This window comes from Sodalis sp. C49, from assembly GCF_046352915.1.
Taxonomy (GTDB): Bacteria; Pseudomonadota; Gammaproteobacteria; order Enterobacterales; family Enterobacteriaceae; genus Acerihabitans.
In genome coordinates this window covers 1,651,032-1,675,700 of the sequence record NZ_CP163303.1, presented here as the reverse complement: position 1 = coordinate 1,675,700, position 24,669 = coordinate 1,651,032, and the positions used below count along the sequence as shown (strand labels likewise).

19 protein-coding genes are annotated in these 24,669 nt (G+C 61.9%); 7 read left to right on the top strand and 12 right to left on the bottom strand.

Features of this window, described 5'->3' with window-relative positions; all coding sequences use genetic code 11:
• The first annotated feature begins 32 nt into the window (after positions 1-32).
• The gene (locus ABUK12_RS07440; protein WP_410015683.1) at positions 33-1,511 is read left to right on the top strand and encodes a succinate CoA transferase; all 1,479 of its coding nucleotides are present in this window, start codon (positions 33-35) and stop codon (positions 1,509-1,511) included.
• On the opposite strand, the gene srsR is transcribed toward ABUK12_RS07440, so the two are convergent.
• Complete coding sequence (gene srsR, locus ABUK12_RS07435) at positions 1,503-2,423, bottom strand: LysR family transcriptional regulator SrsR (RefSeq protein ID WP_410015682.1); 921 nt, start codon at positions 2,421-2,423, stop codon at positions 1,503-1,505. The genes ABUK12_RS07440 and srsR overlap by 9 nt on opposite strands.
• Positions 2,424-2,631: 208 nt before the next feature.
• A complete protein-coding gene (locus ABUK12_RS07430; RefSeq protein ID WP_410015681.1) occupies positions 2,632-3,816 on the bottom strand; it encodes a sugar transporter in 1,185 nt (394 codons plus the stop codon).
• 259 nt (positions 3,817-4,075) lie between these two features.
• On the opposite strand from ABUK12_RS07430, the gene ABUK12_RS07425 reads away from it, so the two are divergent.
• The 5 genes from ABUK12_RS07425 (at position 4,076) to ABUK12_RS07405 (ending at position 8,247) form a co-directional block, all read left to right on the top strand.
• Complete coding sequence (locus ABUK12_RS07425; RefSeq protein WP_410015680.1) at positions 4,076-4,933, top strand: transporter substrate-binding domain-containing protein; 858 nt, start codon at positions 4,076-4,078, stop codon at positions 4,931-4,933.
• A 13-nt stretch (positions 4,934-4,946) separates the two neighbouring features.
• The gene (locus tag ABUK12_RS07420) at positions 4,947-5,615 is read left to right on the top strand and encodes an amino acid ABC transporter permease (protein ID WP_410015679.1); all 669 of its coding nucleotides are present in this window, start codon (positions 4,947-4,949) and stop codon (positions 5,613-5,615) included.
• Positions 5,612-6,280, top strand: a complete 669-nt coding sequence (locus tag ABUK12_RS07415) for an amino acid ABC transporter permease (protein WP_410015678.1) — start codon at positions 5,612-5,614, stop codon at positions 6,278-6,280. The genes ABUK12_RS07420 and ABUK12_RS07415 overlap by 4 nt, the downstream gene beginning before the upstream one ends.
• Positions 6,258-7,085 (top strand): amino acid ABC transporter ATP-binding protein, encoded by an 828-nt coding sequence (locus ABUK12_RS07410; RefSeq protein WP_410015677.1) that lies wholly within the window; start codon positions 6,258-6,260, stop codon positions 7,083-7,085. Before ABUK12_RS07415 ends, ABUK12_RS07410 begins: the two co-directional genes overlap by 23 nt.
• 151 nt (positions 7,086-7,236) lie before the next feature.
• The gene (locus ABUK12_RS07405; protein ID WP_410015676.1) at positions 7,237-8,247 is read left to right on the top strand and encodes an ROK family protein; all 1,011 of its coding nucleotides are present in this window, start codon (positions 7,237-7,239) and stop codon (positions 8,245-8,247) included.
• Here the strand turns inward: ABUK12_RS07405 and ABUK12_RS07400 are convergent.
• The 9 genes from ABUK12_RS07400 to fdnG all read right to left on the bottom strand — a co-directional run bounded on the left by ABUK12_RS07400 (position 8,214) and on the right by fdnG (position 22,041).
• Positions 8,214-9,062 carry a glycosyltransferase family 8 protein gene (locus ABUK12_RS07400; RefSeq protein ID WP_410015675.1) on the bottom strand — a complete coding sequence of 283 codons (849 nt, stop codon included), beginning with the start codon at positions 9,060-9,062 and terminating at the stop codon, positions 8,214-8,216. The genes ABUK12_RS07405 and ABUK12_RS07400 overlap by 34 nt on opposite strands.
• Positions 9,063-9,089: 27 nt before the next feature.
• Positions 9,090-10,478 carry a D-arabinono-1,4-lactone oxidase gene (locus tag ABUK12_RS07395; RefSeq protein WP_410015674.1) on the bottom strand — a complete coding sequence of 463 codons (1,389 nt, stop codon included), beginning with the start codon at positions 10,476-10,478 and terminating at the stop codon, positions 9,090-9,092.
• Between the two features lie 75 nt (positions 10,479-10,553).
• Positions 10,554-12,713, bottom strand: a complete 2,160-nt coding sequence (locus tag ABUK12_RS07390) for an ATP-dependent helicase (RefSeq protein ID WP_410015673.1) — start codon at positions 12,711-12,713, stop codon at positions 10,554-10,556.
• Positions 12,697-13,974, bottom strand: a complete 1,278-nt coding sequence (locus ABUK12_RS07385) for a citrate synthase (protein WP_410015672.1) — start codon at positions 13,972-13,974, stop codon at positions 12,697-12,699. Before ABUK12_RS07385 ends, ABUK12_RS07390 begins: the two co-directional genes overlap by 17 nt.
• Before the next feature lie 286 nt (positions 13,975-14,260).
• Positions 14,261-16,309, bottom strand: coding sequence for an NAD(+) synthase (locus ABUK12_RS07380; RefSeq protein WP_410015671.1), 2,049 nt, complete (start codon positions 16,307-16,309; stop codon positions 14,261-14,263).
• Positions 16,310-16,507: 198 nt separating this feature from the next.
• A complete protein-coding gene (fdhE, locus tag ABUK12_RS07375) occupies positions 16,508-17,422 on the bottom strand; it encodes a formate dehydrogenase accessory protein FdhE (protein WP_410015670.1) in 915 nt (304 codons plus the stop codon).
• Positions 17,422-18,075, bottom strand: a complete 654-nt coding sequence (gene fdoI / locus ABUK12_RS07370; RefSeq protein ID WP_410015669.1) for a formate dehydrogenase cytochrome b556 subunit — start codon at positions 18,073-18,075, stop codon at positions 17,422-17,424. Before fdoI ends, fdhE begins: the two co-directional genes overlap by 1 nt.
• Complete coding sequence (fdxH, locus tag ABUK12_RS07365; RefSeq protein WP_410015668.1) at positions 18,072-18,983, bottom strand: formate dehydrogenase subunit beta; 912 nt, start codon at positions 18,981-18,983, stop codon at positions 18,072-18,074. The genes fdoI and fdxH overlap by 4 nt, the downstream gene beginning before the upstream one ends.
• A 10-nt stretch (positions 18,984-18,993) precedes the next feature.
• Positions 18,994-22,041 carry a formate dehydrogenase-N subunit alpha gene (gene fdnG, locus ABUK12_RS07360; RefSeq protein ID WP_410015667.1) on the bottom strand — a complete coding sequence of 1,016 codons (3,048 nt, stop codon included), beginning with the start codon at positions 22,039-22,041 and terminating at the stop codon, positions 18,994-18,996.
• A gap of 327 nt (positions 22,042-22,368) precedes the next feature.
• Here fdnG and ABUK12_RS07355 point away from each other — a divergent pair, with 327 nt between their 5' ends.
• Positions 22,369-23,247 carry an NAD(P)-dependent oxidoreductase gene (locus ABUK12_RS07355; protein WP_410015666.1) on the top strand — a complete coding sequence of 293 codons (879 nt, stop codon included), beginning with the start codon at positions 22,369-22,371 and terminating at the stop codon, positions 23,245-23,247.
• A gap of 62 nt (positions 23,248-23,309) precedes the next feature.
• On the opposite strand, the gene ABUK12_RS07350 is transcribed toward ABUK12_RS07355, so the two are convergent.
• Entirely contained in the window at positions 23,310-24,554 is a 1,245-nt protein-coding gene (locus ABUK12_RS07350; RefSeq protein ID WP_410015665.1) for an MFS transporter, read from the bottom strand.
• Between the last annotated feature and the right edge of the window lie 115 nt (positions 24,555-24,669).

The window sequence follows — 24,669 nt, the reverse complement described above, 5'->3', positions numbered from 1 at the left end:
CGCGCGGTGAACCGGCGCAAGGAGTGATCAGGATGAACCAGGATTTTACGGTAATGACGGCGGATGAAGCCGCGCAATTAATCTCCCATGGCGATATGGTGGCCTTTAGCGGCTTTACCCCGGCCGGCGCCCCCAAAGCCCTGCCCGCGGCCATGGCCCGGCGGGCGATAGCGCTGCACCTGCGGGAACAGCCTTATCGCATCAAACTGCTCACCGGGGCGTCCATCGGCGCGCTGGCGGACAACCAGCTCGCGGAAGCCGACGCCGTGGAGTGGCGCGCGCCGTACCAGACCGCGCCTGCGCTGCGCGATAAGATAAACCAGGGCGCGGTGAATTTTGTCGACCTGCATCTTAGCGAAGTGGCGCAAATGGTCAATTACGGCTTTTTCGGCCCGATTGATATCGCGGTTATCGAAGCCTCGGCGGTGACCAGGGAAGGTCGGGTGTACCTGACCAGCGGCATCGGTAACGCGCCGGTCTACCTGCAGCAGGCGCGGCGGGTCATTATTGAGCTTAACGACTATCATTCCCCGCGCATCCGCGAGATGAGCGATATCGTTTCCCTCGGCGCGCCGCCGTTGCGCACCATGGTGCCGATTTTCCATACCCTGGATCGGGTTGGGGAAAATTATGTGCAAATCGATCCGCAAAAAATCATCGCCGTGGTGCCCACCCATCTGGCGGACCAGATTACCGAGTTCGGCAACGAGAATCCGCTGTGCCTGCAAATCGCCCGCAACGTCGAGCAGTTTCTGCTGAAGGAACTGCACGCCAAACGCATTCCCGACGGGTTCCTGCCGTTGCAGAGCGGCGTCGGCAATATCAACAACGCGGTGCTGAAGGTGTTGGGCCGGAACCCGGATATTCCGCCGTTTATGATGTATTCAGAGGTGCTGCAGACCTCGGTCATCGAACTGCTCGAGCAGGAGCGGATTATCGGCGCCAGCGCCTCGAGCCTCACCGTGCCGCCCTCGGTGCTGGAGCGGATTTATCAGAATATGGACTTTTTCAGCGAGCGCATCGTGCTGCGGCCGCAGGAAATTTCCAATAATCCGGAAATCATCCGCCGTCTGGGGGTCATTGCCCTGAATGTCGGCCTGGAGTTCGACATCTACGGCCATGCCAATTCCACCCATGTGGCCGGCGTCAATTTAATGAACGGCATCGGCGGCAGCGGCGATTTCGAGCGCAATGCCTATCTATCCATCTTTATGGCGCCGTCCATTGCCAAGGGCGGCAAGATCTCTACCATCGTGCCGATGTGCTCCCATGTGGATCACAGCGAACACAGCGTGAAAGTGATTATCACCGAACACGGCGTGGCCGACCTGCGCGGGCTGTCGCCCATCCAGCGCGCCGAGGCCATTATCGGCAACTGCGCCCATCCGATGTACCGGGACTATCTGTATACCTACCTGGCGCGGGGTAAAAGCGGCCATATCCATCACGATCTGGCCCATGCCTTCGATTTGTACCAGAACCTGGAACAGTACGGCAGCATGCTAGTGTGAGGACGGCGGCTCATCGGCGGTGGTGCCGTTGCGGTCATGCTTGATGGCATCCACCAGCCGGCCGAGGGTTTTACAGTTGCGCAGCGAATAAAGATATTCCGGCATGTACATCGGCTTATTGGGCGCGTCAAAGTATTTCAGGCTGGCGGGATTGACAAACCGGTAGGCGAAATGGGGCACCACCGTCAGGAATTGCCCGCGGCTGACGGCGCTGATCTTGGCCAGGAAGCTGTAGGGACGATAGATAATGGTGGGGGTAATGCCGGCATAACGGAAGTGCGAGTCGATAAGCGACTCGAAATTGGCCCGGTGCTGGAACCGCATCTGCAGCCAGGGCAGGGTATGCAGCAGCACGCTGGCCTGCACATTGTCATGGATGCGCGATACCAGGAATCCCAGCCGCAGTGGTTCAAGCGGCGTTATCAGCATGCTGGACATTTCGGCGATGCGCGTCGAGGCCTGCTGCGGCGAGATAATCATGTCCACGTCATGGTCCAGCAGGCCGGAAACCAGATCGTTTTCATTAAAATCGAAGGGTTTGGTGGTGAAGCCGTCAAACTTGTCGCCCAGGCTGATAAGCTGATCGAAGATCATCGTCGGGTAAGCGGTGTCGATGCCGATAACGCAGTGTTTCTGATGGTGGCTGGCGGCCAGCATGATATCCGCGTCGATGCTTGCCAGACGCTGGTAGATGGGATAAAGCATCTGGTACAGCTCCTGCCCGGCCTTGTTCAGGCTGATGCTGTTATCGGTGCGCGAGAACAGCTCATAACCGACCATCTCCTCCAGCGCGGCGATGCTTTTACCGAAGGGCGAGGCGGTCATATGCAGTTTTTCGGCGGCTTTGGCGATATTGTTGGTCTGGGCCAACACGATAAAATTCACCAGCTTCTTGGAAACAAAAATACTCATAAGTGCTTTTCACGCCCTGCCGCCGATACGTCTGTCCCGCCGCCGCGCCGCCATGGCCGGAAAAAGCCCACGACAAAACGGCCGCCACGCCATGCCTGGTTTAGAAGTAACAAAATCCCGGCGTGCGAAACGAGAAAGCCATCACACATTGCCGTCCTTGACGATTTTTTGCTATCGGCCATGCCCGCGCCGCCGGCGAACCGAACGGTCAGGCCCGGCGCAGCTCCGCGGCGTAGCGGCGGAAGATAAACAGGCACCATGCCAGGGACACGATAGCCAGCAGGGCGCCGAGATAGCCGATATACGCCAGATCCGCGCGCAGGATAAACTGGTTGCCCAACAGCGCGCCGGCGCCGATGCCCAGATTGAAGATGCCCGAGAACAACGACATGGCCACATCGGTGGCGTCCGGGGCCAGCGCCAGTACCTTCACCTGCATGCTCAGGCCGATGGCCATAAACGCCATGCCCCAAATCACGCTCAGGCCGGCAAAACTGATTTTATACCCGGCGGCGGGCTGCAGAACCAGCAGGCAGACGACCACCAGCACGATAGACGTGACCAGCAGGGCGGTGGGATATTTATTGCTGCATACGCCGAACACCACGCTGCCGATAATGCCCGAACCGCCGAAAATCAACAGCAGTAAGGTGGTGTAATCATCGCCCAGCGCCGCCGCATGGCGGATAAACGGCTCGATATAGCTGTAGACGGTGTAATGCGAGGTGACGATCAGCACCGCCAGCAGGTAAAGCGACATCAGCGCCGGGCGTTTTAGCAGCATGGGCACGCTTTTCAGCGAACCGGAGTGCTCGCTGGGCAGCTTGGGCAGCAGTTTGATAATAAAGACCAGGGTCGCCAGGGCGAAAATGCCAATCACCAGGAAGGTGATGCGCCAGCCCAGCAACTGGCCGACAATGCGGCCCAGCGGCAGTCCCAGCACCATGGCAAGGGCGGTGCCGGTGGACAGCATGCTCAGCGCCTGGGTTTTTTTACCCATCGGCGCGACGCGGATCGCAAGCGATGCCGTAATAGACCAGAATACCGCATGCGCCAGGGCGATGCCGATTCTGGATAGCACCAGTACCGTGAAGTTCCAGGCCACGAACGAGAGGATATGGCTGGCGATAAACAGGGCAAAGATCATCACCAGCAGGCCGCGCCGCTCAATATGGCTGGTCAGCAGCATAAAGGGCAGCGACATCAGCGCCACCACCCAGGCGTAGATGGTCAGCATCAGCCCGACCTGGGCGGTCTCCATCTGAAAACTCTGGGCGATATCGGTCAGCAGGCCGACCGGCACGAACTCGGACGTGTTGAAAATAAAGGCGGCAAACGCGAGGGTAATGACTCTTAGCCAGGCGGTCGAACGGGAAACATCTGGAGTATTCATTGAAATCAGCAGGCTATTTTTTACGATCGATTGGTTAACGTTCAATCAAGGTTAGACGAGGTCCGGCGGTTCTATCTGCAAGACGACGTGCTGGCGCGGTAATGATAATAAAATGAACGGCTGCCAAATGCCTAACGTTAGTTGCCGCCAGGCCGAAAAAGTCTTTTTTACGCTTTCAATTCATTAACCATTCAATTACAGAAAGTTAATCTATCCTCTTCGGCCGCGCCGCGCGCCATTTGTCCTGACGGGAGTGGATATGATCTTGCGAAAATACATCATGACCTTTTGCGCCGCCGCGCTCTGCGTCGCCGGCACGCTGATCCCGCCGGCCATCGGCGCGGATTTGCTGGCGCGCGTTAAAGCGGAAAAAGTCCTGACCGTAGCCACCGAGGCCCGCTACGCGCCTTTTGAAATGGTGCGTGACGGCAACATTATCGGCTTCGACGTGGATCTGATGCATCATATCCTGCAAAAACATTTGCCGGGCGTGCGCGTCAGACAGCTGGATTTGCCCTTTCAGGGCATCCTGCCCGGGCTGGATGCCAAAAAATTCGATTTCATGATCACGGCGATGATGGTGGACCGGCCGCGGATGGCGCGTTTCGCGTTTACCGTGCCGGTGGGCGAATCCACGGTGGCGCTGCTAAAGCGCGAAAACGACGCCGCGCTGACGACGCTTGCGGATCTGAACGGTAAGGTGGTGGGCACCGTGGCCGGCTCGAGCCACCTGCGGGTGCTGCAGGCGGTCGACCAGCGGCTGCGGGAACAGGGCATGACGGGCGTTAAAGAGATCAGGCAATACATCGCCTTTGACGAGGCCTATGCCGACCTGGCCAATCAACGTCTCGACGGCGTGGCGCAATCCCTTGCCAATCTCGGGCCGCTTATCAAGAGCCGCCCCGGCGTGTTCGCCGTCATGCGGCCGATGCTGGGGCCCACCACCTATTTCGCCTGGGCGGGACGCAAGGATGCCGACAGCGCCAGCCTGGTGAAACTGTTTAGCGACGGCATCGCCGAGGCCAACCGCGACGGTACCCTCAAGCACCTGCAGCTGAAATGGTTCGGCGTGGAAACGCCGCTGCCGCACGATAAAATGCCGGTACCCGATGTGTGACAAGGCGCGCGGCATGGACGACTTAACCGAGTTTTGCCACCTGCTCGCCTCCTGGCTGCCGATGCTTGCCGGCGGGGCGGCAACCACTGCCTCCCTCAGCGCTGCCGCCATGCTATGCGGCTTTTTCGCCGGCACCGGCATTTATTGTTTGCAGAGCGCGCGTCGGCCTGCTTGCCGCGGCCTGGCCCGCGCTTATGTCAGCGTGTTTCGCAGTACGCCGGTGCTGGTCCTGGTGCTGCTGTGCTATTACCTGCCCGGCGAACTGGGCGTTGAGGCCGGCGCCTGGGCCGCCGCCGCCGTGGCGCTCACCCTTAACAGCGCGGCCTATCAAGCGCAAATCCTGCGCGGCGGTTTTGCGGCCGTTCCCGCCGGGCAACAGGACGCCGCCCTGGCCTGCGGCCTGGGACCCTGGCAGGCGTTCTGGCATATTCGCCTGCCGCAGGCGCTGCGGCCGACGCTGCCGGCGTTTATTTCGGAGATGATTGATGTGATCAAAGCGTCGGCGGTGGTCTCGGTCATCGCCATCACCGATGTTATGCGGGTCGGGCAGCAACTGGCGTCCGCAAGCTACCGGATGCTGCCGGCCTATCTCGCCGTCGCCCTGGTCTACCTGGTGATGACCAGCCTGCTGGCCCTGGCGGGCCGCCATCTGGAACAGCGCTGGCGCAAGGAGCCTTCGTGAGCGATATCCTGCTGTACCTGCCTGATTTTGCGCAGGCCATGGCCATGACCCTGGCCCTCAGCCTGAGCGCGGCGACGGCCGGCGCCCTGGGCGGTTTTACGCTGCAGGCGCTGTGCAGCCGCTGCCGGCTGCTGTACCCGCCGTGGCGCGTTTATGTGTGGCTGATACGCGGCACGCCCTTTGTGGCCCAGCTATCGGTGATCTATTTTGGCCTGCCGGCGCTGGGGGTGATGCTCGGCGCGCTGCCCGCCGCCATTCTTTCGCTGACGCTCTACAGCGCCGCCTATTTCGGCGAAATTTTCCGTGGCGCCTGGTTAAGCATCGGCCGCGGGCAACTGGACGCCGCCCGGGCCCACGCCATCTCCCCATGGCAAAGTTTCTGGCATATCGAGACCCCGCAGGCGCTGCGTTTCAGCCTGCCGCTGCTGGGCAACCAGGTGATTTTAACCGTGAAGGAAAGCGCGGTGGCATCGATTATCACCCTGCCCGAGCTGACCATGGCCGCCGGACGCATTGCCGCCAGCACCTATAGCTATTTTTTGCCCTATGCCCTGCTTATCGCCGGTTACTGGCTGCTGGCGCAGGGGATAAGCCTGGCCGTCGGCTGGCTTGGCCGCCACTTATTTTCCGGAGGATACCCCTATGACCGGGCAACCCATCCTTGAACTGCGCGGCGTCGGCAAGTCTTTCGGCGCCCGGAGGATACTGAACGATATCACGCTGCAGGTGCACGCCGGTGAGGTGACAACCCTGATCGGGCCGTCGGGATCGGGCAAGACCACCGCGCTGCGCTGCATGAACTTCCTGGAGGCCTATGACCGGGGGGAAATTTTGATCAAAGGCCGCCTGCTGGGCTATCGCGGCCCGGGCCGGGCGGCAGGGGATCGGGACGGCGCCGCGGGTATCGCGCGGGTGCGGCGTCCGTTGGCCATGGTGTTCCAGCAATTCAACCTGTGGCCGCATATGACGGCGCTGGAGAATGTCGCCGCGCCGCTGATCCTGGGAAAAAGGCGGCCGCGCGCCGAGGCGCGCCGCGCCGCCGCCGCCGCGCTGGCACAGGTAGGCATGGCGGAGCATGCCGGCGCCTGGCCGGCCCGGCTGTCGGGCGGCCAGCAGCAGCGTGTCGGCATTGCCCGCGCGCTGGCGCTGGAACCCGAGCTGCTGCTGCTGGATGAGCCCACCTCCGCCCTGGACCCGGAACGGGTGGAGGAGGTGCTGGAGGTTATCGGCGGGCTGGCGCGCCAGGGCATCACCATGATCATGGCGACCCATGAAATGTCCTTTGCCGCCCAGGTATCCACCCGGGTGGTGTTTATGGCCGAAGGCGCCATCGTGGAAAGCGGCGAGCCGGGGCGGTTGTTCCGCCACCCGGCGACCGGGCGCCTGACATCGTTCCTGGCGCCCTGGCTGCGGCGCCCGCTGCAATTTGGCGGCCCCGACGACGCAGAACCTAGGGCGCCGCGCGGGTGACGCGGTTTTTTTTACCGCGGCCCGCTTTAGGGCGGATCAAATCACGGTAACATAGTGGCGCGGCCTGACGGCGACGCCGGATAAAAGGAGGTTTATGCGCCGCAGGAAGGTATATTGTCACGGTATGCGTGAATGATAGCGACGAGGGCTTATGGATTATCCGCTGACCAGCAACACCCAGCAACTGAAGCTGATTAACGTTGCCCATGTCATTGAAACGATGAAAGCGCTTCGGCGCGGCACCAAAGCGACCGTGGCCCAGGCGACGGGCCTGAGCTTGGCGACCTGCGGGACGATATTGAACAGCTTATGCGCCAGCGGTGAAATATTGCACGAGGCGCTTGAGGCGTCCAGCGGCGGACGACCTGCGCAGCGTTTTATCTATAATGAGCATTTTTTTTATGTGTTCAGCCTCGCGGTGGCGGGGGAGCATGGTCATTACGTCTACGGCTATACGCTGACCACGGCTATCGGCACCCTCGTCGCCGGCGGCCGTGAAACGCTGCCCAGCGCCGATACCGCCAGCGTTATCGCCTTTATCCACGGCAAAACGGCGCAATACAACGTGCGCGCCATAGGTATCGGCCTGCCCGGCGTGATAGTGGACGGGCGGGTGCTGACCTGCGATATCTCCGCCTTCGAGGACGTGGCGCTGCGCGATATCCTGGCGGCCAGGTTCGCCGCCTTTATCCGCATCGGCAACGATATGAATTTTACCGCCTACGGTTTTTATAAAAACCAGCGCCTGAGCAAAGACCAGCCCCTCGCGTACCTGATGTTTCCGGAAAAACACTGCCCCGGCTGCGGCATTATCGTCGGCGGCAAGGCGCTCGAAGGCGCCACGCAGTTTGCCGGCGAAATTGCCCATTTGCCCTGCCTCAACCGCCCCGGCGCCGGGCGGGCACTGGCGCGCACCGTGGCCGATACGGTTATTTCACTGATTTCCATTATTAACCCCGGCACCATCGCCGTGACCGGCGCGGGACTCGGGCCGCAGATGACGGCCGATATTTTTCGCCTGTGCCGGGAAACCATCCCCAGGCAGCATGTGCCGGACATCATCTACCGCGAAAGCATGGATGACGACTATCTCCGGGGCATCGCCGAAATGACCCTGGAAAGCGCCAATTACCAGCGACTGTTCGGCGCAAGCCGGCGATAGGTCATCCACCAACGCTCGATAAGGGGATAATACGGATCGTGCCGGGCGTCAGGCTGATCCGGGGCGTATTGCCAGGGTTTGTCCAAGATAAAATGCAGGTTTTTGACCTGCGGCATCCGCCACATGGCCGCGTGGTGAACCGATAGCGTTTTCAGGGCGTTATAGCCGTACGGCAGCGCCAGCCAGCGGCCCTGGAAATACGCGTTGAGCAAATCCTGCTCGGGAAAGGGATACGCGGCGAGATCGGTAATGGCGGCCACCTGGCCGGCCAGTTCGTCATAGGTTTTTTCCCCAGGCGTCAATACGATAATACCCGAATTAAAATACGGCGTAAAATCAGCGGGCAGCGCGGCGGGGTTGGCGCTGTAGGTATAATAACAGTTTGCGGGCACCCAGCTTTTGGGATAGGTGGCAATATGGTTGGGATTGCAGCGGCAGGCGTGGCAGGCGGCGATCCCGCCCGCCGGCAGGGGGATATCGAACAGCTCGTCCATGTTTTTCAGCGCCAGCATATCGGCGTCGAGCAGCACCAGCCGGCTGAACCCGGTCAGGCGCCAGGCGCACAGCTTGCTCCATACCTCGGCGAAACGGGCGTAGGCGTAGCCGCCGGCCACCCCGTCCCGCGGGCAGAGCGGGGTAACGGCGCGCACATCGCAGCCCTCGGCCGCCAGGTCGTCACGGATCTGTTGGCCAATCCCGGCGGTCACCATGACCACCAGCGGATAACGCGTATGCGTGTCCTGTAATGATTGATGCAGCGTCCTGACCCCGGCCAGGTAAGCGGGATCGGTCAATAAGGTTATCCAGGCTTTCATCGTCGTTCCTCGGGCCATATCACGCGGTCATGACGTGAAGAGATCCGCGATAAGCGCGTTAGTGAATTTTCCGTGCGGATCGAGGGCGGCTTTCACCTGGCGGAACTGTTCCCAGCGCGGATAGCGCTCGCGCCACTGATAAAGGGCGGGATGGTAATATTTTCCCCAATGCGGCCGTCCCCCTTCGTTTGCCAGCAATTTCTCCACTTCATTGAGAAAATGCACGCCGTCCCGCGACAGGGTGCCGTCCTCGGCGTAATACACCACAAAACCAAAAAAGCAGGTGGCTTCGCCATGTGCGGGACTGAGCCATGCGCTCGAGGGACCGGTACAGCGCAGGATCACCGGGTAATGCATATGGGGGTGCGTTTGCCGGTACCAGCGTTTTATCTTCTGGATCACCTCGCCCGCGCGGCGAAACGGGATGCCGATTTCAATATTGATTTGCGGTGTAGCGATACCGCGACAAAACAGCTGGTAGACATCGCCGGTAATGTCGGAAAAATCCTTGAAACGCGCCACGGTTTTAAACGGCGTGCCGTCCCGGCCGCGGATTTTGGTATCGGTACGCATATGGCCCAGCGTGCGCTCCACCGTGGCGTTCATCGATTGATCGCCGGCGGAGAGCGACAGGGTGCGGCAGCCGTTTTCCCGGTAGCGTTTTCCCTCGGCGTCATTGGCCTCGCGGGCGGACCAGACGTGGACTTTGTCCTCCTCGGGAAACCACCACGCCTTGCTGAGCGGATAGCCTTCATTCCAATCGTACAGCAGGGATTCAAGCTCGCCGGCGCCGCAGGCGCTTTTGAAACAGGTGAACAGCGTCGCCGGTATCGTGCGCAGCGTGACTTCGGTGACCACGCCCAGGGCGCCAAGCGCCAGTTGCGCGGCGCCGAAATAAGGGTGATCGCGATCAAAGCCGGCGATGCTGCCGTCGGCCAGCACCATGCGGATATGCAGCGCCTCATCGGCGATGGAGCTTTGCCCCAGTCCTTGCCCATGGGTGCCGGTGGCCATGGCGCCGGCCAGGGTTTGCAGGGCAATAACGCCGGGGGAGGAGGGCAGCATGCGGCCCATCGCCGTCAGGGTTTGATAAACCTGCTGCAGCGTGGTGGCCGCGGCGAAAGTGACCGTATCCGCGGTCGAGTGGATAAGCCCCTGCATTTGGCCGGCATCCAGCAGCATATCCTGCGGCCCGTCGGCGCGCAGCAGGCTGCCGGTGGACAGCCGGCTGCCCATGATCCTGATTTTACCGCGCGCATCGGCGACCAGCGTCTGCAGTTCCGCTTCGCTCCCCGGCCGGCGTACGTTCGCGCGCGGGCCTAGCGTGGCGTTTTGCGCCCAGTTCCAGACCTGCCGATCGCTCGCTACCGGTTGAGTGTGTCTTGGGGGAAATTGTTCTTCGGCGTAGTCCAACATTGCACTCCTTTTGCAATAAAAATCTATTTCATTATTCAGTGTAGCCCAGACCCTCTGGCCCGGCTTGCGCCGGCGTTATTCCAGGCGGATCAGCGGCGCGCCGAACTGGATGCTGCGCTCGGTGGGCAGTCCGTCGAATTTAATGGAATAGGCGCTTTCATACCCGTCCACCGCGATAACAGTGCCGCAGCCAAAGACGCCATGGGACACCCGATCACCCGCCCGAAAGCGGGACGCGCCGGCGGCGGGCAACGCCGCGTCCGCGGTCATCACATTGTGTCCGCCGCTCATCAGCGCCTGATCCAGCGGAACATCAAACGCCACGTTCTCGCTGCCGGCATCAAAGATAAACCGCGACGGATATTTGAAAATACCGTCATTGGCCACCCCTTCCGAGTCGCTCAGATACAGCCCGTCCATGGCGCGGGTCATGGCGACATAGGCCAGGCGGCGCTCCTCCTCCATCTCTTGCGCGGAGCTTATCTTGCGCCCGGGAAATACCCCTTCGTTCAGGCCGCAGACAAACACATACGGGAATTCCATACCCTTGGCGCCGTGAATGGTCATCAGCTTTACCGTGTCGGTCTTGCTTTCATTATCCAGACTGGTAAATAGCGCAATCCGCGCCAGGAAGTCCTCGAGCGTCGCCTCTTCGTCTTCGCCTGCGGCCTGCACCGCGCGTTTAAGCTCCGCCACGTTATCCAGCCGCTCCTGATCGCCCTGCAGGCGCAGGAAAGCCTCATAGCCGCTCAGATCCAGCAGCGTCTGCAGGGTATTGCCCAGCGACCACCCCGCGCGCTGCGCCCGTACCTGTTCGATGGCGGCCACATATTGCCTGACCCCGGTGCCCGTCAACAGCGCCGCGTCCAGGTTTTCCTTCAGCGCCTGGTACAGGGACAGGCTGCGGGCCTCGGCATAGGCGGCCAGCGTTTCCAGTCGTTTTTTACCGAATTTGCGCGCCGGCACGTTTACGGTGCGCAGAAAGGCCACGTCGTCGCCGGCGGTCACCATGCGCAGATAACAGATCACATCCTTGATTTCACGCCGGCCATAAAACTCGATACCGCTGAATATTTTGTAGGGCAGGCCGCGGTCGATAAACCGTTCCTCCAGGGCGCGCGTCAGGTAATGGGCGCGGTACAGGACGGCGATATGATTTGGCGGTACGCCGGTATTGCGCAGCCGGGTAATTTCGCCGGCTATCCATTCCGCTTCGAGCTTATCGCTTTTGGCGTGAAAATACCGCGGCCGCCAGCCGCCGGGTTTCACCGCGTGCAGCGTCTTGGGAAACCTGACCTCATTCTTTTCAATCAGGCAGTTGGAGGCGGCGAGTATTTCCGGGGTGGAGCGATAATTGGTGCCGAGCGCGATGGTTTCCGCCCCCGGGTAGGCCTTGTCGAAATCCAGGAACAGGCGCAGATGGGAACCGCGCCAGGAATAGATGGTCTGGTCGGGATCGCCGACGATAAACAGGTTGCCGTGCCTGCCCGCCAGCAGCCTGGCCAGCTTGTACTGCCGTTTGCTGACGTCCTGGAACTCGTCCACCATGACGTACTGCATCCGGTTTTGCCATTTTTGCCGCACGGCGGGAAATGTCTCCAGGATCCAGGTGGCGAAATTAATCAGATCGTTAAAATCGCAGCCAAAGCATTTCTTCTGCTCATACAGGTAGCGCAGGAAGATTTCCTCGTCGCGATCCCGGGCATCGGCAAAGCGCGCCTTCAGCTGTTCGTTGTTGAGCTGATAGATATCGTCGATATAGGTGGTGGCGTACAGTTTTTTGGCTTCCAGCACCTCGTCCAGGGTGCGTTTCACGGTGGTGTCGCGCAGCGTCAGTCCCATATCGGCGAAAATCTTCAGCAGGATCTGCTTCAGGTCTTCCATGTCGAGGATAATAAAGTTGCGCGGATAGTTGAGCAGATGGATATCTTCTTTCAGCAGCTGTACGCAGAAGGCGTGGAAGGTGCAGATAGTGCCGAGATCCCGATCGCCCAGCACGGCGCGCACCCGCCGCTTCATCTCATTGGCCGCCCGGTTGGTGAAGGTCACGCACATGATATTCCTGGGCGCGATGCCAAGCGTCGAGACCAGGTAGCAGTAACGTTCCGTCAGGGTGCGGGTTTTGCCGGTGCCGGCGCCGGCGATGACCCGCAACGCGCCTTCGGTGGTGACCACCGCCTGGCGCTGTTCTGGATTCAGGGTAGCGAGGGCGCCGGCGTCAGAGTTTGGAGACAAAATCACGGCGTTCCTCACCGGTATAGACCTGGCGTGGCCGGCAGGTTTTCAGCGGTTGGCTGTGCATTTCATTCCAATGGGCAATCCAGCCGGTGGTGCGTCCTACGGCGGTAATCACCGTAAACATGGACGACGGCAGCCCCATGGCCTTGAGGATCAGGGCGGTGTAGAAATCCGCGCTGGGGTAAAGTTTGTTTTCCAGGAAAAAGGCATCGGTCAGCGCGATGTGCTCCAGCTCCATGGCTACCTGCAGCAGGTTGTCCTCCATGCCCAGCGCGTTGAGCACTTCATGGCAGGTTTTGCGCAGGATGGCGGCCCGGGGATCGAAATGGTGATAGATGGAATTGCCGAAGCCCATCAGGCGAAAGGAGTCGTGGCGATCTTTCGCCCGGTTGACAAACGCCGGGATGCGGTCGACGGTGCTTATCTCCTCGAGCATGCGCATACAGGCTTCGTTCGCGCCGCCGTGCAGCGGTCCCCACATGGACGCCAGGGCCGCGGCGATGCAGGCGAAAGGATTGGCGCCGGAGGATCCCGCCGTCCTGACCGTGGTGGTGGACGGGCACTGGCCATGGTCGGCATGCAAAATCAGGATGCGGTTCATGGCCCGCTCAAGCACGGGATTCACCTCGTACTTTTCCGCCGGGATGGCGAACAGCATATGCAGGAAGTTACCGGTGTACGACAGCGCGTTGCGCGGATAGACCGACGGCTGCTCGATGGAATATTTATAACACATGGCCGCCACGGTGGGCATTTTCGACAGCAGCCGCAGCGCCGCCAGTTCCCGGTCCTCGGGCTTGCCCACATCCAGCGCATCGTGATAGAACGCCGCCAGCGCGCCCACCACCGCGCACATCAGCGCCATGGGATGCGAATCGCGGCGAAAGCCGCTCAGCATACGGGTCATCTGCTGATGAATCATGGTATGGCGCGTGATGGACTCGGTAAAGCGGTCATATTCGTCCCTGGACGGCGCCTGGCCGTGCAGCAGGATATAACAGACCTCGGGAAACGTGCAGTGCTCAGCCAACTGGTCGACCGGAAAACCCCGGTGCAGCAGGATGCTGTTGCGCGCATCGATATAGGTGATGGCCGACTCGCAGCCGGCGGTATTCACGAAACCCGGGTCGTAGGTGTAGAGATCTTCCTGGCGAAACGGGCTGATATCCAGGGCCGCGGGGCCATACGAACCGGCATTGAAATCCAGTTCGATGGAACGTTGCGCGTCAAGCGCGAGGGTGGCTTTGTTCTCGGTCATGTTTAAATCTCCAGCCTGGATCTAATGGAAAAAAATAAATGCGATGCGCGCCCGTATACCAGCAGGGTCTAATGATTTCACATTACTCGCGTGGCGCGGACTTGACCAGAGCGGAGATAAGCGTAGCTGAATTAACGCATGGCGTCGCGTGAATGAGAAGGACGGCGCAAACCGGCGCCGACATGTTTTTATGCCGGCATAAGCCGGCATCGTGTTCAGGCGGATCCCCGTCGCTGACATGGCGGAAGATTGCCGGCCGTCAGTTGAGCCAAATCTTCTGGTCGTCTTATTGCTCCGGCACTTGCGCCTCCAGCTCCTCAATCCAAATTCGGGCGTTGCCGTCCGATGGCGCGCGCCAGTCGCCGCGCGGCGACAGGCTGCCCCCGGCGGTGACTTTCGGTCCGTTGGACGAGGCCGAGCGCTTAAACTGGCTCAGGGTGAAAAAGCGCACCAGGAATACTTTCAGCCAGCGCCGTATTTCCGCCAGCGGATAGGCGCGGCGTTTCTCCTGCGGGAAACCCGGCGGCCAATCGCCGGCGGCGGCATCCCCCCAGGCGTGCAGCGCCAGAAAGGCGATTTTTGACGGCCGGAAGCCGTAGCGCAGGGTATAAAACAGGCTGAAATCCTGCAGATCGTAAGGGCCGATAAGGGATTCAGTGCTTTGCAACCCGCCGGCGTCGTCGGCGGGCACCAGCTCCGGCGAGATTTCCGTCGCCAGAATGGCCTCAAGCGTGGCCATGACCGGCGCCTCGAACTGGCCGGACGCGATCACCCAGCGAATCAGATGCTGGATCAAAGTTTTCGGCACGCCAGCGTTGACATGGTAATGGGACATCTGGTCGCCGACGCCGTAGGTGCACCAGCCGAGCGCCATTTCGGACAGGTCGCCGGTGCCCACCACCATGCCGTTTTCGTGATTGGCCAGGCGGAACAGGTAATCGGTGCGCAAACCCGCCTGTACGTTCTCAAATGTCACATCATAGACCTTTTCGCCCCGGGCAAAGGGATGGCCCAGATCCTCAAGCATGCGCTGCGCGGCGGGGCGGATATCGATTTCACGGTGGGTGACGCCGAGCGCGTTGATAAGGCTTGCGGCGTTGTTATGCGTGCCGGCGCTGGTACCGAAGCCGGGCAGGGCGCAGGCGATGATATTTTCGCGCGGCAGCCCCAGCCGGTCCGCCGCCCTGGCGATCACAATCAGCGCCTGGGTGGAATCCAGGCCGCCGGAGACGCCGATCACCAGCCGTTTAATGCCGGTGGCGGTGATGCGCTGCGCCAGGGCGGCGACCTGGATGTTATAGGCCTCGTAACAGTCCTGGGCCAGCCGTTCCCGATCGGCGGGCACGAAGGGAAAACGCTCCACCCGCCGCTCGAAGCCGATATCGCGGGCGACGGGCGCCAGGTCGAATGAAATCCGCCGGAACGCGCCGACCCGCGCTTCGTGGGTACGGCGGTTATCGTCAAAGGTGCCCATGCGCATCCGTTCCTGGCGCAGCAAATCCAGATCGATATCCGCCACCGCGCTCTGCCCTGCCACGGCGAAGCGTTCGGTTTCCGCCAGCAGGCTGCCGTTTTCATAGATCACGCACTGGCCGTCCCACGCCACTTCGGTGGTGGATTCGCCGGTGCCCGCCGCGGCATACAAATAGGCGGCGAGACAGCGCATGGATTGTGAACGGCACAGCTGGCGGCGGGTATCCGCGCGCCCGATGGTGATCGGGCTGCCGGACAGATTGGCCAGCACGGTGGCGCCGGCCAGCGCCGCTTCGGCGCTCGGCGGGATCGGCACCCAGAAATCCTCGCAAATCTCCACGTGCAGCACGAAGCCGGGCACATCCCGCGCGCTGAATAGCAAATCGGGACCGAAAGGCACCTCCTGGCCGGCCAATGACAGGGTGCCGCGCGCCATATCCCCCGGCGCGCACTGCCGCCGTTCATAAAATTCCCGGTAGGTGGGCAGGTAGGATTTAGGCACCACCCCCAGCAGGCGGCCGCGGTGCAGCACCAGCGCGGTGTTATAGACGCGCCCGGCGTGGCGCAGCGGCGCGCCCACCACCAGCACCGGCGTCAGGCCGGCGGTAGCCGCGAGCAGTTCCGCCACCGCACGCTCCACCGCGTCCAGCAACACATCCTGCAACAGCAGGTCTTCAATGGAATAACCGCACAGTGATAATTCGGGGAAAATGGCCAGCGCCACGCCCCGGGCGTCAAGCCCATTGGCGGTCTCGGCTATGGCGCGGGCGTTGACCGACGGCTCGGTAAGGGCGCAGGGCAGGGTGCAGGCCGCCACGCGGGCAAAACCATGCTGGTAGAGGGAATGGAAGTTGTTTGACATAAGCGGCTCTTCTCACGTTGGACTGACGGTCATCGCAGAATAAACCCACTATAGCAGAAGGAGACGCCGGTTCGGCAACACCCGGCTGATTGCCCCGGCGCGCCAATTATTGTCGTCATGCGGTATCAAGGCGTCCGTCCCGTAAAGAACAGACACCCCGCGCGCGGCGCTAAAGCAACACGCGGGACGGGAGGCGTTTTAGCCGGCGGGGAATAAAAACGGATTAATGCCGCTGCGGCTAAAGCCTTTTTCTTCCAGTTTGGCATCCAGGATAACCGAGGCCAGATCGTCGGCCAGGCTTTCGGCGCAGGCCTCCTTATCCTGGCGGATCACTTTCAGGTAGCTGCGGCAATGACCGCAGCTTTCCGCGGTTACCGCCGCCTGGGTAGCGTCCAGCGACCAGTAGGCCAGGTCGTCGGTCTGCTCGCAGCTGCTGCACACCGCCCGCACCAGATGCCATTCGCTTTCGCACAATGCGCAGTGCAGGTAGCGCAGGCCGGGTACGCCGCCTTTGCCATGGATGACGCTTGCCGCCGGTGCGGTGCCGCAGAGCGGGCAATATTGCCGCCGGCCGCCGTCGGCCACGGCCTGGCCGCCGATCCGCCCGGCCAGCTGCGCCCAGTACAGCGACAGGGCCGCCCATACGAATGGCGCGCGGGCGCTGTCCGCCCGGGCAAAATCCCCGCTCAGCAGTGCCTGCGCCTCGGCCTCCAGCATACTGTCGGGCAGCGACGACAGAGTGTCCAGCGCCTGGCGCACGGCGGGCGCGGCGTCGGGCAGCAGCAGCGCGATGAGCGCCCGCAGCATGTCGCGCCACTGCGGCGTGCGCGCAAACGTCGCCGCATCCAGCGCAAGCGCGCCTTCAGCCGCAGCGGGCGGATTAACCCCGTCCGCCAGCGGCCGGGTCTCGAGCACCCGAAGCTGCGCCCGCGCCACGCCGGCGGCAAAACGCAGGTAATCACCGAACGGGTGATCCGCCGCCAACTGCAGCAGCCGATCGGCGCGCTGTTGATACAGACGCGGCAGGTCGGCCGCCAGCAGCGGCCTGATCGCCGATGTGGCGGCTATCTGGCGGGCGGATAAGCGGTGTTCGGGCACGATATGGATTGCCATCAGCGCCCCTCCTTGCGGCTGGCCGCCGCCAGGGCGTTTTTTTCCTGCAGCTCGCGATACCAGCGCGGATGGTGTTTTTTCGCCCAGGCCGCCGGCACCCAGCCCTCCACCATAGCGGTAATGGTGCCCTTGACCCACAGGGCGGCATAGATATGCACCATAATCACCATAATCAATCCCACCGCCGCCAGCGAATGCACCAGCAGGGCGGCGCGGATAAGCGGGATGGGGAAATACCCGGCAAACCAGGGCCGCCAGATCATCACGCCGCTTACCAGCAACAGCGCCAGGCTGATAATCGCCGCCCAAAACACGCATTTCTGGCCGAAATTATACCGCCCGGTGTCGCCGACTTCCTGGTTAAGGGCGATTTTATGAATGTTCTTTGCCCAGTAGATATCATCGCGATTGATCAGGTTATGCCGCCAGTAACGCAGGAACATCAGCATAAAGGCGCAAAACATCACCACCCCGGCAAACGGATGCAGGATCCTGGCCAACTGCGGCGTGCCGAAGATATTCATCAGCCAATGGAACGAGGGGAAAAAAAAGCCCAGGCCGCTGAGCGAGACCAGGACAAAGCAGAACGCCACGATCCAGTGATTGATCCGCTCCGGCGCGCTGTAGCGCACAATCCGCTGTTGCTGTTTCATTTTCGTGGCTCCTGTTCGTGATCAGGTTCGTCATGCTGATGGTTATCGTCATCTTCGGCGCGGTTCGGCCCCACCCCGACATAATGGAATACCGTGGCGGCGAAAATGGCGGCGAAGCCGACGGCGGCCAGCGGTTTCCATACCCCTTTCCAGAAGGTGACCGCGGGACTGATGGCCGGGTTGTCCGGCAGGCCGTGGTAAAGCTGCGGCCGGTCCGCGTGATGCAGCACATACATGACGTGGGTGCCGCCGACCCCGGCCGGATCATACAGGCCGGCATGATGAAAACCGCGGGTATTCAGCTCGGCCACCCGTTCCGCCGCCAGGGTGGTCATATCCTCTTTGCTGCCGAAATGGATGGCGCCGGTGGGGCAGGTCTTGACGCAGGCCGGCTCCTGGCCCACCGCCACGCGGTCAACGCACAGCGTGCATTTGTAGGCGCGGTTGTCCTGCTGATTGATACGCGGCACGTTGAACGGACAGCCGGCGATACAGTAGCCGCAGCCGATGCAGTGCTCGGACTGGAAATCCACGATGCCGTTGGCGTACTGGATGATAGCCCCTTCCGCCGGGCAGGCCTTCAGGCAGCCCGGGTCGGCGCAGTGCATGCAGCCGTCCTTGCGGATCAGCCATTCCAGCCGGCCGTCCTGTTCCACCTCGGAAAAGCGCATCACCGTCCAGGATTTTGCGCTCAGGTCGAGGGGATTGTCGTAGACGCCGACGTTGATGCCCACCTCGTCGCGCAGATCGTTCCATTCCGAACAGGCCACCTGGCAGGCTTTGCAGCCGATGCAGGTGGTGACGTCGATAAGCTTGGCCACCGGATCCTGGAAATCCCGCGCGCGCGGCGCGGGGGTTAAGCCGTTGGTGGCGGATTTACGGATAATATCCTGTGATTGCATTGCCATGTCCTATCCCCTATACCTTTTCCACATTGACCAGAAAGGCCTTATATTCCGGCGTCTGCGAATTGGCTTCGCCGACGTGGGGCGTTAGGGTATTGGCAAGGAATCCCTTTTTGGTGGTGCCCTCATAGCCCCAGTGACAGGGGATGCCGATGGTATCGATTTCCCGGCCGTCCACCAGCAGGGTGCGGATCCGTTTGGTCACCACCGCTTTGGCCTTGATAAAGCCGCGCTTGGAGGTAATCTTGACGCTGTCGCCGGCCTTGATGCCCTTGCTGGCCGCCAGCTTCTCGCCGATTTCGATAAATTGCTCCGGCTGGACGATGGCGTTGAGGCGCGCATGCTTGGTCCAGTGGCGGAACAGCTCGGTAATGGAATAGGTGGTGGCGACATACGGAAAATCGGCGGCCACGCCCAGGCGCAGGCGATCGGCGGCGAACAGGCGCGCCGCCGGGTTCATTATCACCGCGGCGTGCAGCGGATTGGTGCCGATGGGCGATTCCGCCGGTTCATAGTGTTCCGGGAAGGGGCCGTCCACCAGCTTATCGATGGCGTACAAACGGCCCATGCCCTCGGCCTGCATGATAAAAGGACCCACGCCGCTGCCCGGCGCGGCGTTGCCGTAGTCGGGAATATCAATCCCGGTCCAGCGGGCGCCGTCCCAGTGGATCAGTTCCCGTTTCGGATCCCACGGCTTGCCCTGGGCATCGGCCGAGGCGCGGTTATACAAAATGCGGCGATTTTGCGGCCATGCCCAGGCCCAGCCGGGCGTGCAGCCCAGCCCCGACGGATCGCTGTTATCGCGCCGCGCCATCTGGTTGCCCTGCTCGGTCCAGCTGCCGGCGAAAATCCAGCAGAAACTGGCGGTGGATCCGTCATCGCGCAGCTGCGAGAAATCGGCCAGCTGCTGGCCTTTTTTCAGGATAACCGTACCCTGGTCGTCCTTCAGATCCGCCAGCGCGCGGCCGTTGCTTTCGCGGGCCAGTTCCTCCGGCGTCGGGTCAGCGGGATCGTGATAATCCCAGGCCATATTCATCAGCGGCGCCGGATTGGCTCCGCCCTCGCGGGCGTACATCGCGCGCAGGCGCAGGAAAATCCCCGCCAGGATCACCCCGTCGTTACGGGCTTCTCCCGGCGGCTCGGCGCCTTTGAAATGCCATTGCAGCCAGCGCCCGGAGTTGACGATGGTGCCGTTCTCCTCGGCAAAACAGCTGGAGGGAAGCCGGAACACCTCGGTCTGGATGGCGGCCGGATCGACGTCGTTAAATTCGCCGTGGTGCTGCCAGAAACTGGAGGTTTCCGTCGCCAGGGGATCGATGATGACCAGGTATTTCAGTTTCGACAGCGCGCCGGAGGCTTTATTTTTATCGGCAAACGCCGCCACCGGATTAAAGCCCTGGGCGATATAACCGTTGACCTTGCCCTCGCTCATCATCTGCGTAAAGTTAAGGGCGTCGTAGCTTTGATCCCATTTCGGCAGCCAGTCGAAACCCCAGTCGTTGTCTTTGGTGGCGTTGGCGCCGTAAAAGCTTTTCATCAGGCTGACAAAAAACTTCGGCGTGTTTTTCCAGTAATTCACCTGATCCGGCAGCAGGGCCTTGGGCGTCGCCTGCGCCAGGTAGTCGGCGAGGGTGGTCTGTTTTTCCGAGGGCAGGTCCATATAACCGGGCAGGCGCAGGGACAGCAGGCCGAGATCGGTATACCCCTGGATATTGGAATGGCCGCGCAGCGCGTTGACGCCGCCGCCGGCCATGCCGATATTGCCCAGCAGCAGTTGAATCATGCCGGCGGTGCGGATAATCTGCGCGCCGGTGGTGTGTTGGGTCCAGCCCAGCGCGTACAGGATGGTGGCGGTTTTGTCCGGCGCGCTGGTTTCACCCAGGATGTGGCAAATCTTCAGGAAATCCGCCTGCGGAGTGCCGCAGATGCGCGCTACCATTGCGGGGGTGTAGCGGCTGACGTGCTCTTTAAGCATATTCCAGACGCAACGCGGATCGGTTAAGGTGGCGTCGCGCCGGGCAAAGCCGTTGTCATCCAGCTGGTACTGCCAGGAGGATTTATCATAGCGGTGCTTGTCGGCGTCGTAGCCGCTGAACAGGCCGTCGTCAAAACGGTACGCTTCGCCCACCAGCAGGCTGGCGTTGGTATAGGCTTTCACATACTCCATCTGCACTTTATTATTGCTCAGCAGATAGTTGATTACCCCCAGCAGGAAGGCGATATCGGCGCCGGCGCGGATGGGCGCGTAAAAATCGGCCACCGAGGCGGTGCGGTTAAAGCGCGGATCGACCACAACCACCTGGGCATGGTTCTTGGTTTTGGCTTCCATCACCCATTTAAAGCCGACCGGATGGGCCTCGGCCGGGTTGCCGCCCATCACCAGCACCACGTCGGCGTTTTTAATATCCACCCAGTTATTGGTCATGGCCCCCCGGCCGAAGGTCGGCGACAGGGCGGAGACGGTAGGGGCATGGCACAGCCGGGCCTGGGTATCAATGGCCAGCATGCCGAGCGCGCGGGTGATGCGCTGGTCAAGCATGCCGGTTTCATTGCTGGCGGCGGACGAGCACAGCATGCCGGTGGTCACCCAGCGGTTCACCGTCACCCCGGCGGCGTTTTTCTCGACGAAGTTGGCGTCCCGATCGGCCTTCATCAGGCGGGCGATGCGCTCGTAGGCGTCCTCCCAGCTGATGCGCTGCCAGGTATTCGAACCGGGCGCGCGGTATTCGGGATATTTCAGCCGCTGGTCGCTGTGGATAAAATCCACCAGGCCGGCGCCCTTGGGGCACAGCGATCCCCGGCTCACGGGATGGTCCGGGTCGCCCTCGATATGGAAAATCGCGGCTTTGGCGTTTTTGGCGCCGTCGCCCAGGCTATACATTAATATACCGCAGCCCACGGAACAGTAGGTGCAGTTATTCCGGGTCTCGTGCGCGCGCAATAACTTATATTGACGGGTCTCCGCCAGCGCGATATCCGGCGCAAAACCCAATGCGGCGGCGGCGGTGCCCGCCATTCCGCCCGCGCAGATTTTAAAGAATTGCCGTCTGCTGAATTGCATGAACGCTCCTGAATACGACATGTATCACATTATAATTCCGTGAAACAAAACCCGGATTTACAGTGACGGGCCGGGTTATGCGCTGCGCTTAGAGAGAGTGCTTTACGCCTTATTTTTTGTGTGGGTATTATCATTCAAATTAACGGGGTTGCAAATGCTTTTCACGGTTGTTAAAGGAAATATTAAATTGTTATTGGCGGGAAAATAACCACCGCGCCGGTCCTCCCGCCGGACGTCCCGCCATGACCGTCGCGGCGCCGCCGTTTTTGCCGATAAGCGCTAACCTTGGTAAAGTTATGCTAAATCGCAGACAAAAGGATCGTTAACATGAACACGCTTCCCGTCGTTGCCGTGCTCGGCCTGGGCGCCATGGGCCATGCTTTTGCGGCCAATCTGGTTAAGAAAAACTTTACCGTCCGCGGCTGGAACCGCACCCCCGGGCGCGGCGAGGATCTGGCGGCAGCGGGCATGACGCTGTGCGATTCCGCGCGGGAGGCGGCCGGGAACGCCGACGTGGTTATCGTGATGCTCACGGACGCGGCGGCCACCGAAGCGGTGATCACCGGCGGGGACGGGATACTCGCCACTCTGAAAGCGGGCGCGGTACTGGCGCAGATGGGCACCATCGGCGTCGAGTCCACCGACCAGCTTTACCGGGCCGTCACCGCGGCGCGTCCGGACGTGGTGTTTATCGACGCGCCGGTATCCGGCACCAAGGCCCCGGCCGAAAACGCGCAGATCACCGTGCTGGCCGGCGGCGATCGCGCGCGCGCCGCCGCCGTCGAGCCGGTATTCGCCGCCATCGCCAGGGGCACGCAATGGCTGGGGGCCGCCGGCGCCGGCGCGCGCATGAAACTGGTGGTCAACGCCTGGCTGATTGCCATGATGCAGGGCGTGGCGGAGAGCGTCGATCTGGCGCAGGCGCTGGGATTTTCACCGGATAATTTCTGGGATGCGCTGGAAGGCGGCCCGCTGGCGGCCCCCTATGTTAAAAACAAACTCGCGATGATCAAGGCCGACGACTATACGCCGCAAATGCAGCTGTCGCTGGCGCTCAAGGACGCCAATCTGGCCCTTGACGCCGCGGGGAACCGCGCCATGCCAGGCCTGCGCACTATCGCCGGCGTATGGCGCCAGGCGGTGGACGCGGGTCTTGGCGCCCAGGATATCGCGGTGGTGTACCGTTATCTGGGCACGAAAAAATAGCCCTTGCCGTCCTGCCGCCGGCAGGCGCCGGGACAAGGGCGCGCCGGTGGACGCGGGCGCAATCAGCTGTTTGCGGGGCACGACGGCCGCGGCATGATCCGGCTGCGCCGCCGGATGGCCAGCGCCAGCGCCATCGCCGCCAGCGATAAGGCGATGATGACCGTCCCGTAAATATTGGCCGTCGCCAGCAGGCCGGCGCGGCGCACCAGGAAGCCGGCGGCAATGGCCGGCAGGCTGTTGGCGAGATAGCATTCCACATAAAACGCGGCCATCAGTCCGGCCCGCTCGGCGGGGGCGGCCTGCGCCATCACCGTGCGCAGCGCGCCGAGAAAACCCGCGCCGAACCCCACGCCGGCGATAACCGATCCGGCCAGCAGCACCGATGCCATGCCATGGTTGGCCCCCAGCAGGATCGCCAGCACGCCCGCCACCAGCATCACGGCGCCCGCCAGCAACGAGGCGAAAGGGGTACGGCCACGGGTCGCCATAATCGCCGCGGCGCCGCTGAGCGTCAGCGCCGCCACCGCCAGTCCGCCCAACCAGACCGACGTAGAGTGGGTAACCTTGGCGATCAGAGACGGCATCAGCGACAGATAAAAACCGCCCAGCATCCAGATGGCGACATTGACCGGCGTTACCGCCAGCAGGGCGCCGCGCGCCTGCGCGGGAATAACCACGCTGGGCCACAGCGAGGCCCAGGCCCCATGACGGCGCACGGCGGTTTCAGGCGTGCCCCAGGTCAGCGCCGCTTCGGCCGCGAAGACCAGCAGCAGCAGGGCATAGACCAGATGCAGCGGCGCGGGCGCGAACTGCAGCAGCGCGCAGGCGCCCAGCGCCCCCAGGGCCATGCCGGTCATCGGCGCAATGCTATTGGTCAACGCGCCGCGCTCATGATGCAGGTCCAGCAGCGCCGCGCCCAGGGCCGCCGACGCCAGTCCGGTGGCCAATCCCTGCAACGCCCGCGCGACGATAAGCCAGACGGGGCCGGCGGCGCCGAGGAACACCCCCATGGCCGACAGCTCCAGCAGCAGCGCCAGGCTGATGACCGGACGCCGGCCGATATAGTCGGACAGGGCGCCGGCGCTCAGCAGCGACGCCAGCAGGGCCAGGGCATAGGCGCTGTAGATAGTGGTCAGCAGCATCGGCGAGAATGCCCACGAGGCCTGGTAAAGCCGGTAGAGCGGGGTAGGGGCGCTGGACGCGGCGTAAAAGGTTATCAGCGTGGCGGTATGTACCGCCGCGGCTAAATCAGGCTGGAAACGGCCCGGGACGGTGTGGTTTGACGCGGTAACGGTTGATTTGGGCATGGCGGTGCTCGTATAATAAACGCAAATTATTAGCTTTTATACATCCTAGAGGATACCCGGCACTAACGCAAATATTTTGCGTTAGTGCCGGGCGGCAGTACCCTGCGGCGCGCCT

What these genes read in the sequence shown, in the direction of transcription:
- ABUK12_RS07440 (WP_410015683.1), top strand. Translation starts at nt 33, where the DNA reads ATGAACCAGGATTTTACGGTAATGACGGCGGATGAAGCCGCGCAATTA.
- srsR (WP_410015682.1), bottom strand. Translation starts at nt 2,423, where the DNA reads ATGAGTATTTTTGTTTCCAAGAAGCTGGTGAATTTTATCGTGTTGGCC.
- ABUK12_RS07430 (WP_410015681.1), bottom strand. Translation starts at nt 3,816, where the DNA reads ATGAATACTCCAGATGTTTCCCGTTCGACCGCCTGGCTAAGAGTCATT.
- ABUK12_RS07425 (WP_410015680.1), top strand. Translation starts at nt 4,076, where the DNA reads ATGATCTTGCGAAAATACATCATGACCTTTTGCGCCGCCGCGCTCTGC.
- ABUK12_RS07420 (WP_410015679.1), top strand. Translation starts at nt 4,947, where the DNA reads ATGGACGACTTAACCGAGTTTTGCCACCTGCTCGCCTCCTGGCTGCCG.
- ABUK12_RS07410 (WP_410015677.1), top strand. Translation starts at nt 6,258, where the DNA reads ATGACCGGGCAACCCATCCTTGAACTGCGCGGCGTCGGCAAGTCTTTC.
- ABUK12_RS07405 (WP_410015676.1), top strand. Translation starts at nt 7,237, where the DNA reads ATGGATTATCCGCTGACCAGCAACACCCAGCAACTGAAGCTGATTAAC.
- ABUK12_RS07400 (WP_410015675.1), bottom strand. Translation starts at nt 9,062, where the DNA reads ATGAAAGCCTGGATAACCTTATTGACCGATCCCGCTTACCTGGCCGGG.
- ABUK12_RS07395 (WP_410015674.1), bottom strand. Translation starts at nt 10,478, where the DNA reads ATGTTGGACTACGCCGAAGAACAATTTCCCCCAAGACACACTCAACCG.
- ABUK12_RS07385 (WP_410015672.1), bottom strand. Translation starts at nt 13,974, where the DNA reads ATGACCGAGAACAAAGCCACCCTCGCGCTTGACGCGCAACGTTCCATC.
- ABUK12_RS07380 (WP_410015671.1), bottom strand. Translation starts at nt 16,309, where the DNA reads ATGTCAAACAACTTCCATTCCCTCTACCAGCATGGTTTTGCCCGCGTG.
- fdhE (WP_410015670.1), bottom strand. Translation starts at nt 17,422, where the DNA reads ATGGCAATCCATATCGTGCCCGAACACCGCTTATCCGCCCGCCAGATA.
- fdoI (WP_410015669.1), bottom strand. Translation starts at nt 18,075, where the DNA reads ATGAAACAGCAACAGCGGATTGTGCGCTACAGCGCGCCGGAGCGGATC.
- fdxH (WP_410015668.1), bottom strand. Translation starts at nt 18,983, where the DNA reads ATGGCAATGCAATCACAGGATATTATCCGTAAATCCGCCACCAACGGC.
- fdnG (WP_410015667.1), bottom strand. Translation starts at nt 22,041, where the DNA reads ATGCAATTCAGCAGACGGCAATTCTTTAAAATCTGCGCGGGCGGAATG.
- ABUK12_RS07355 (WP_410015666.1), top strand. Translation starts at nt 22,369, where the DNA reads ATGAACACGCTTCCCGTCGTTGCCGTGCTCGGCCTGGGCGCCATGGGC.
- ABUK12_RS07350 (WP_410015665.1), bottom strand. Translation starts at nt 24,554, where the DNA reads ATGCCCAAATCAACCGTTACCGCGTCAAACCACACCGTCCCGGGCCGT.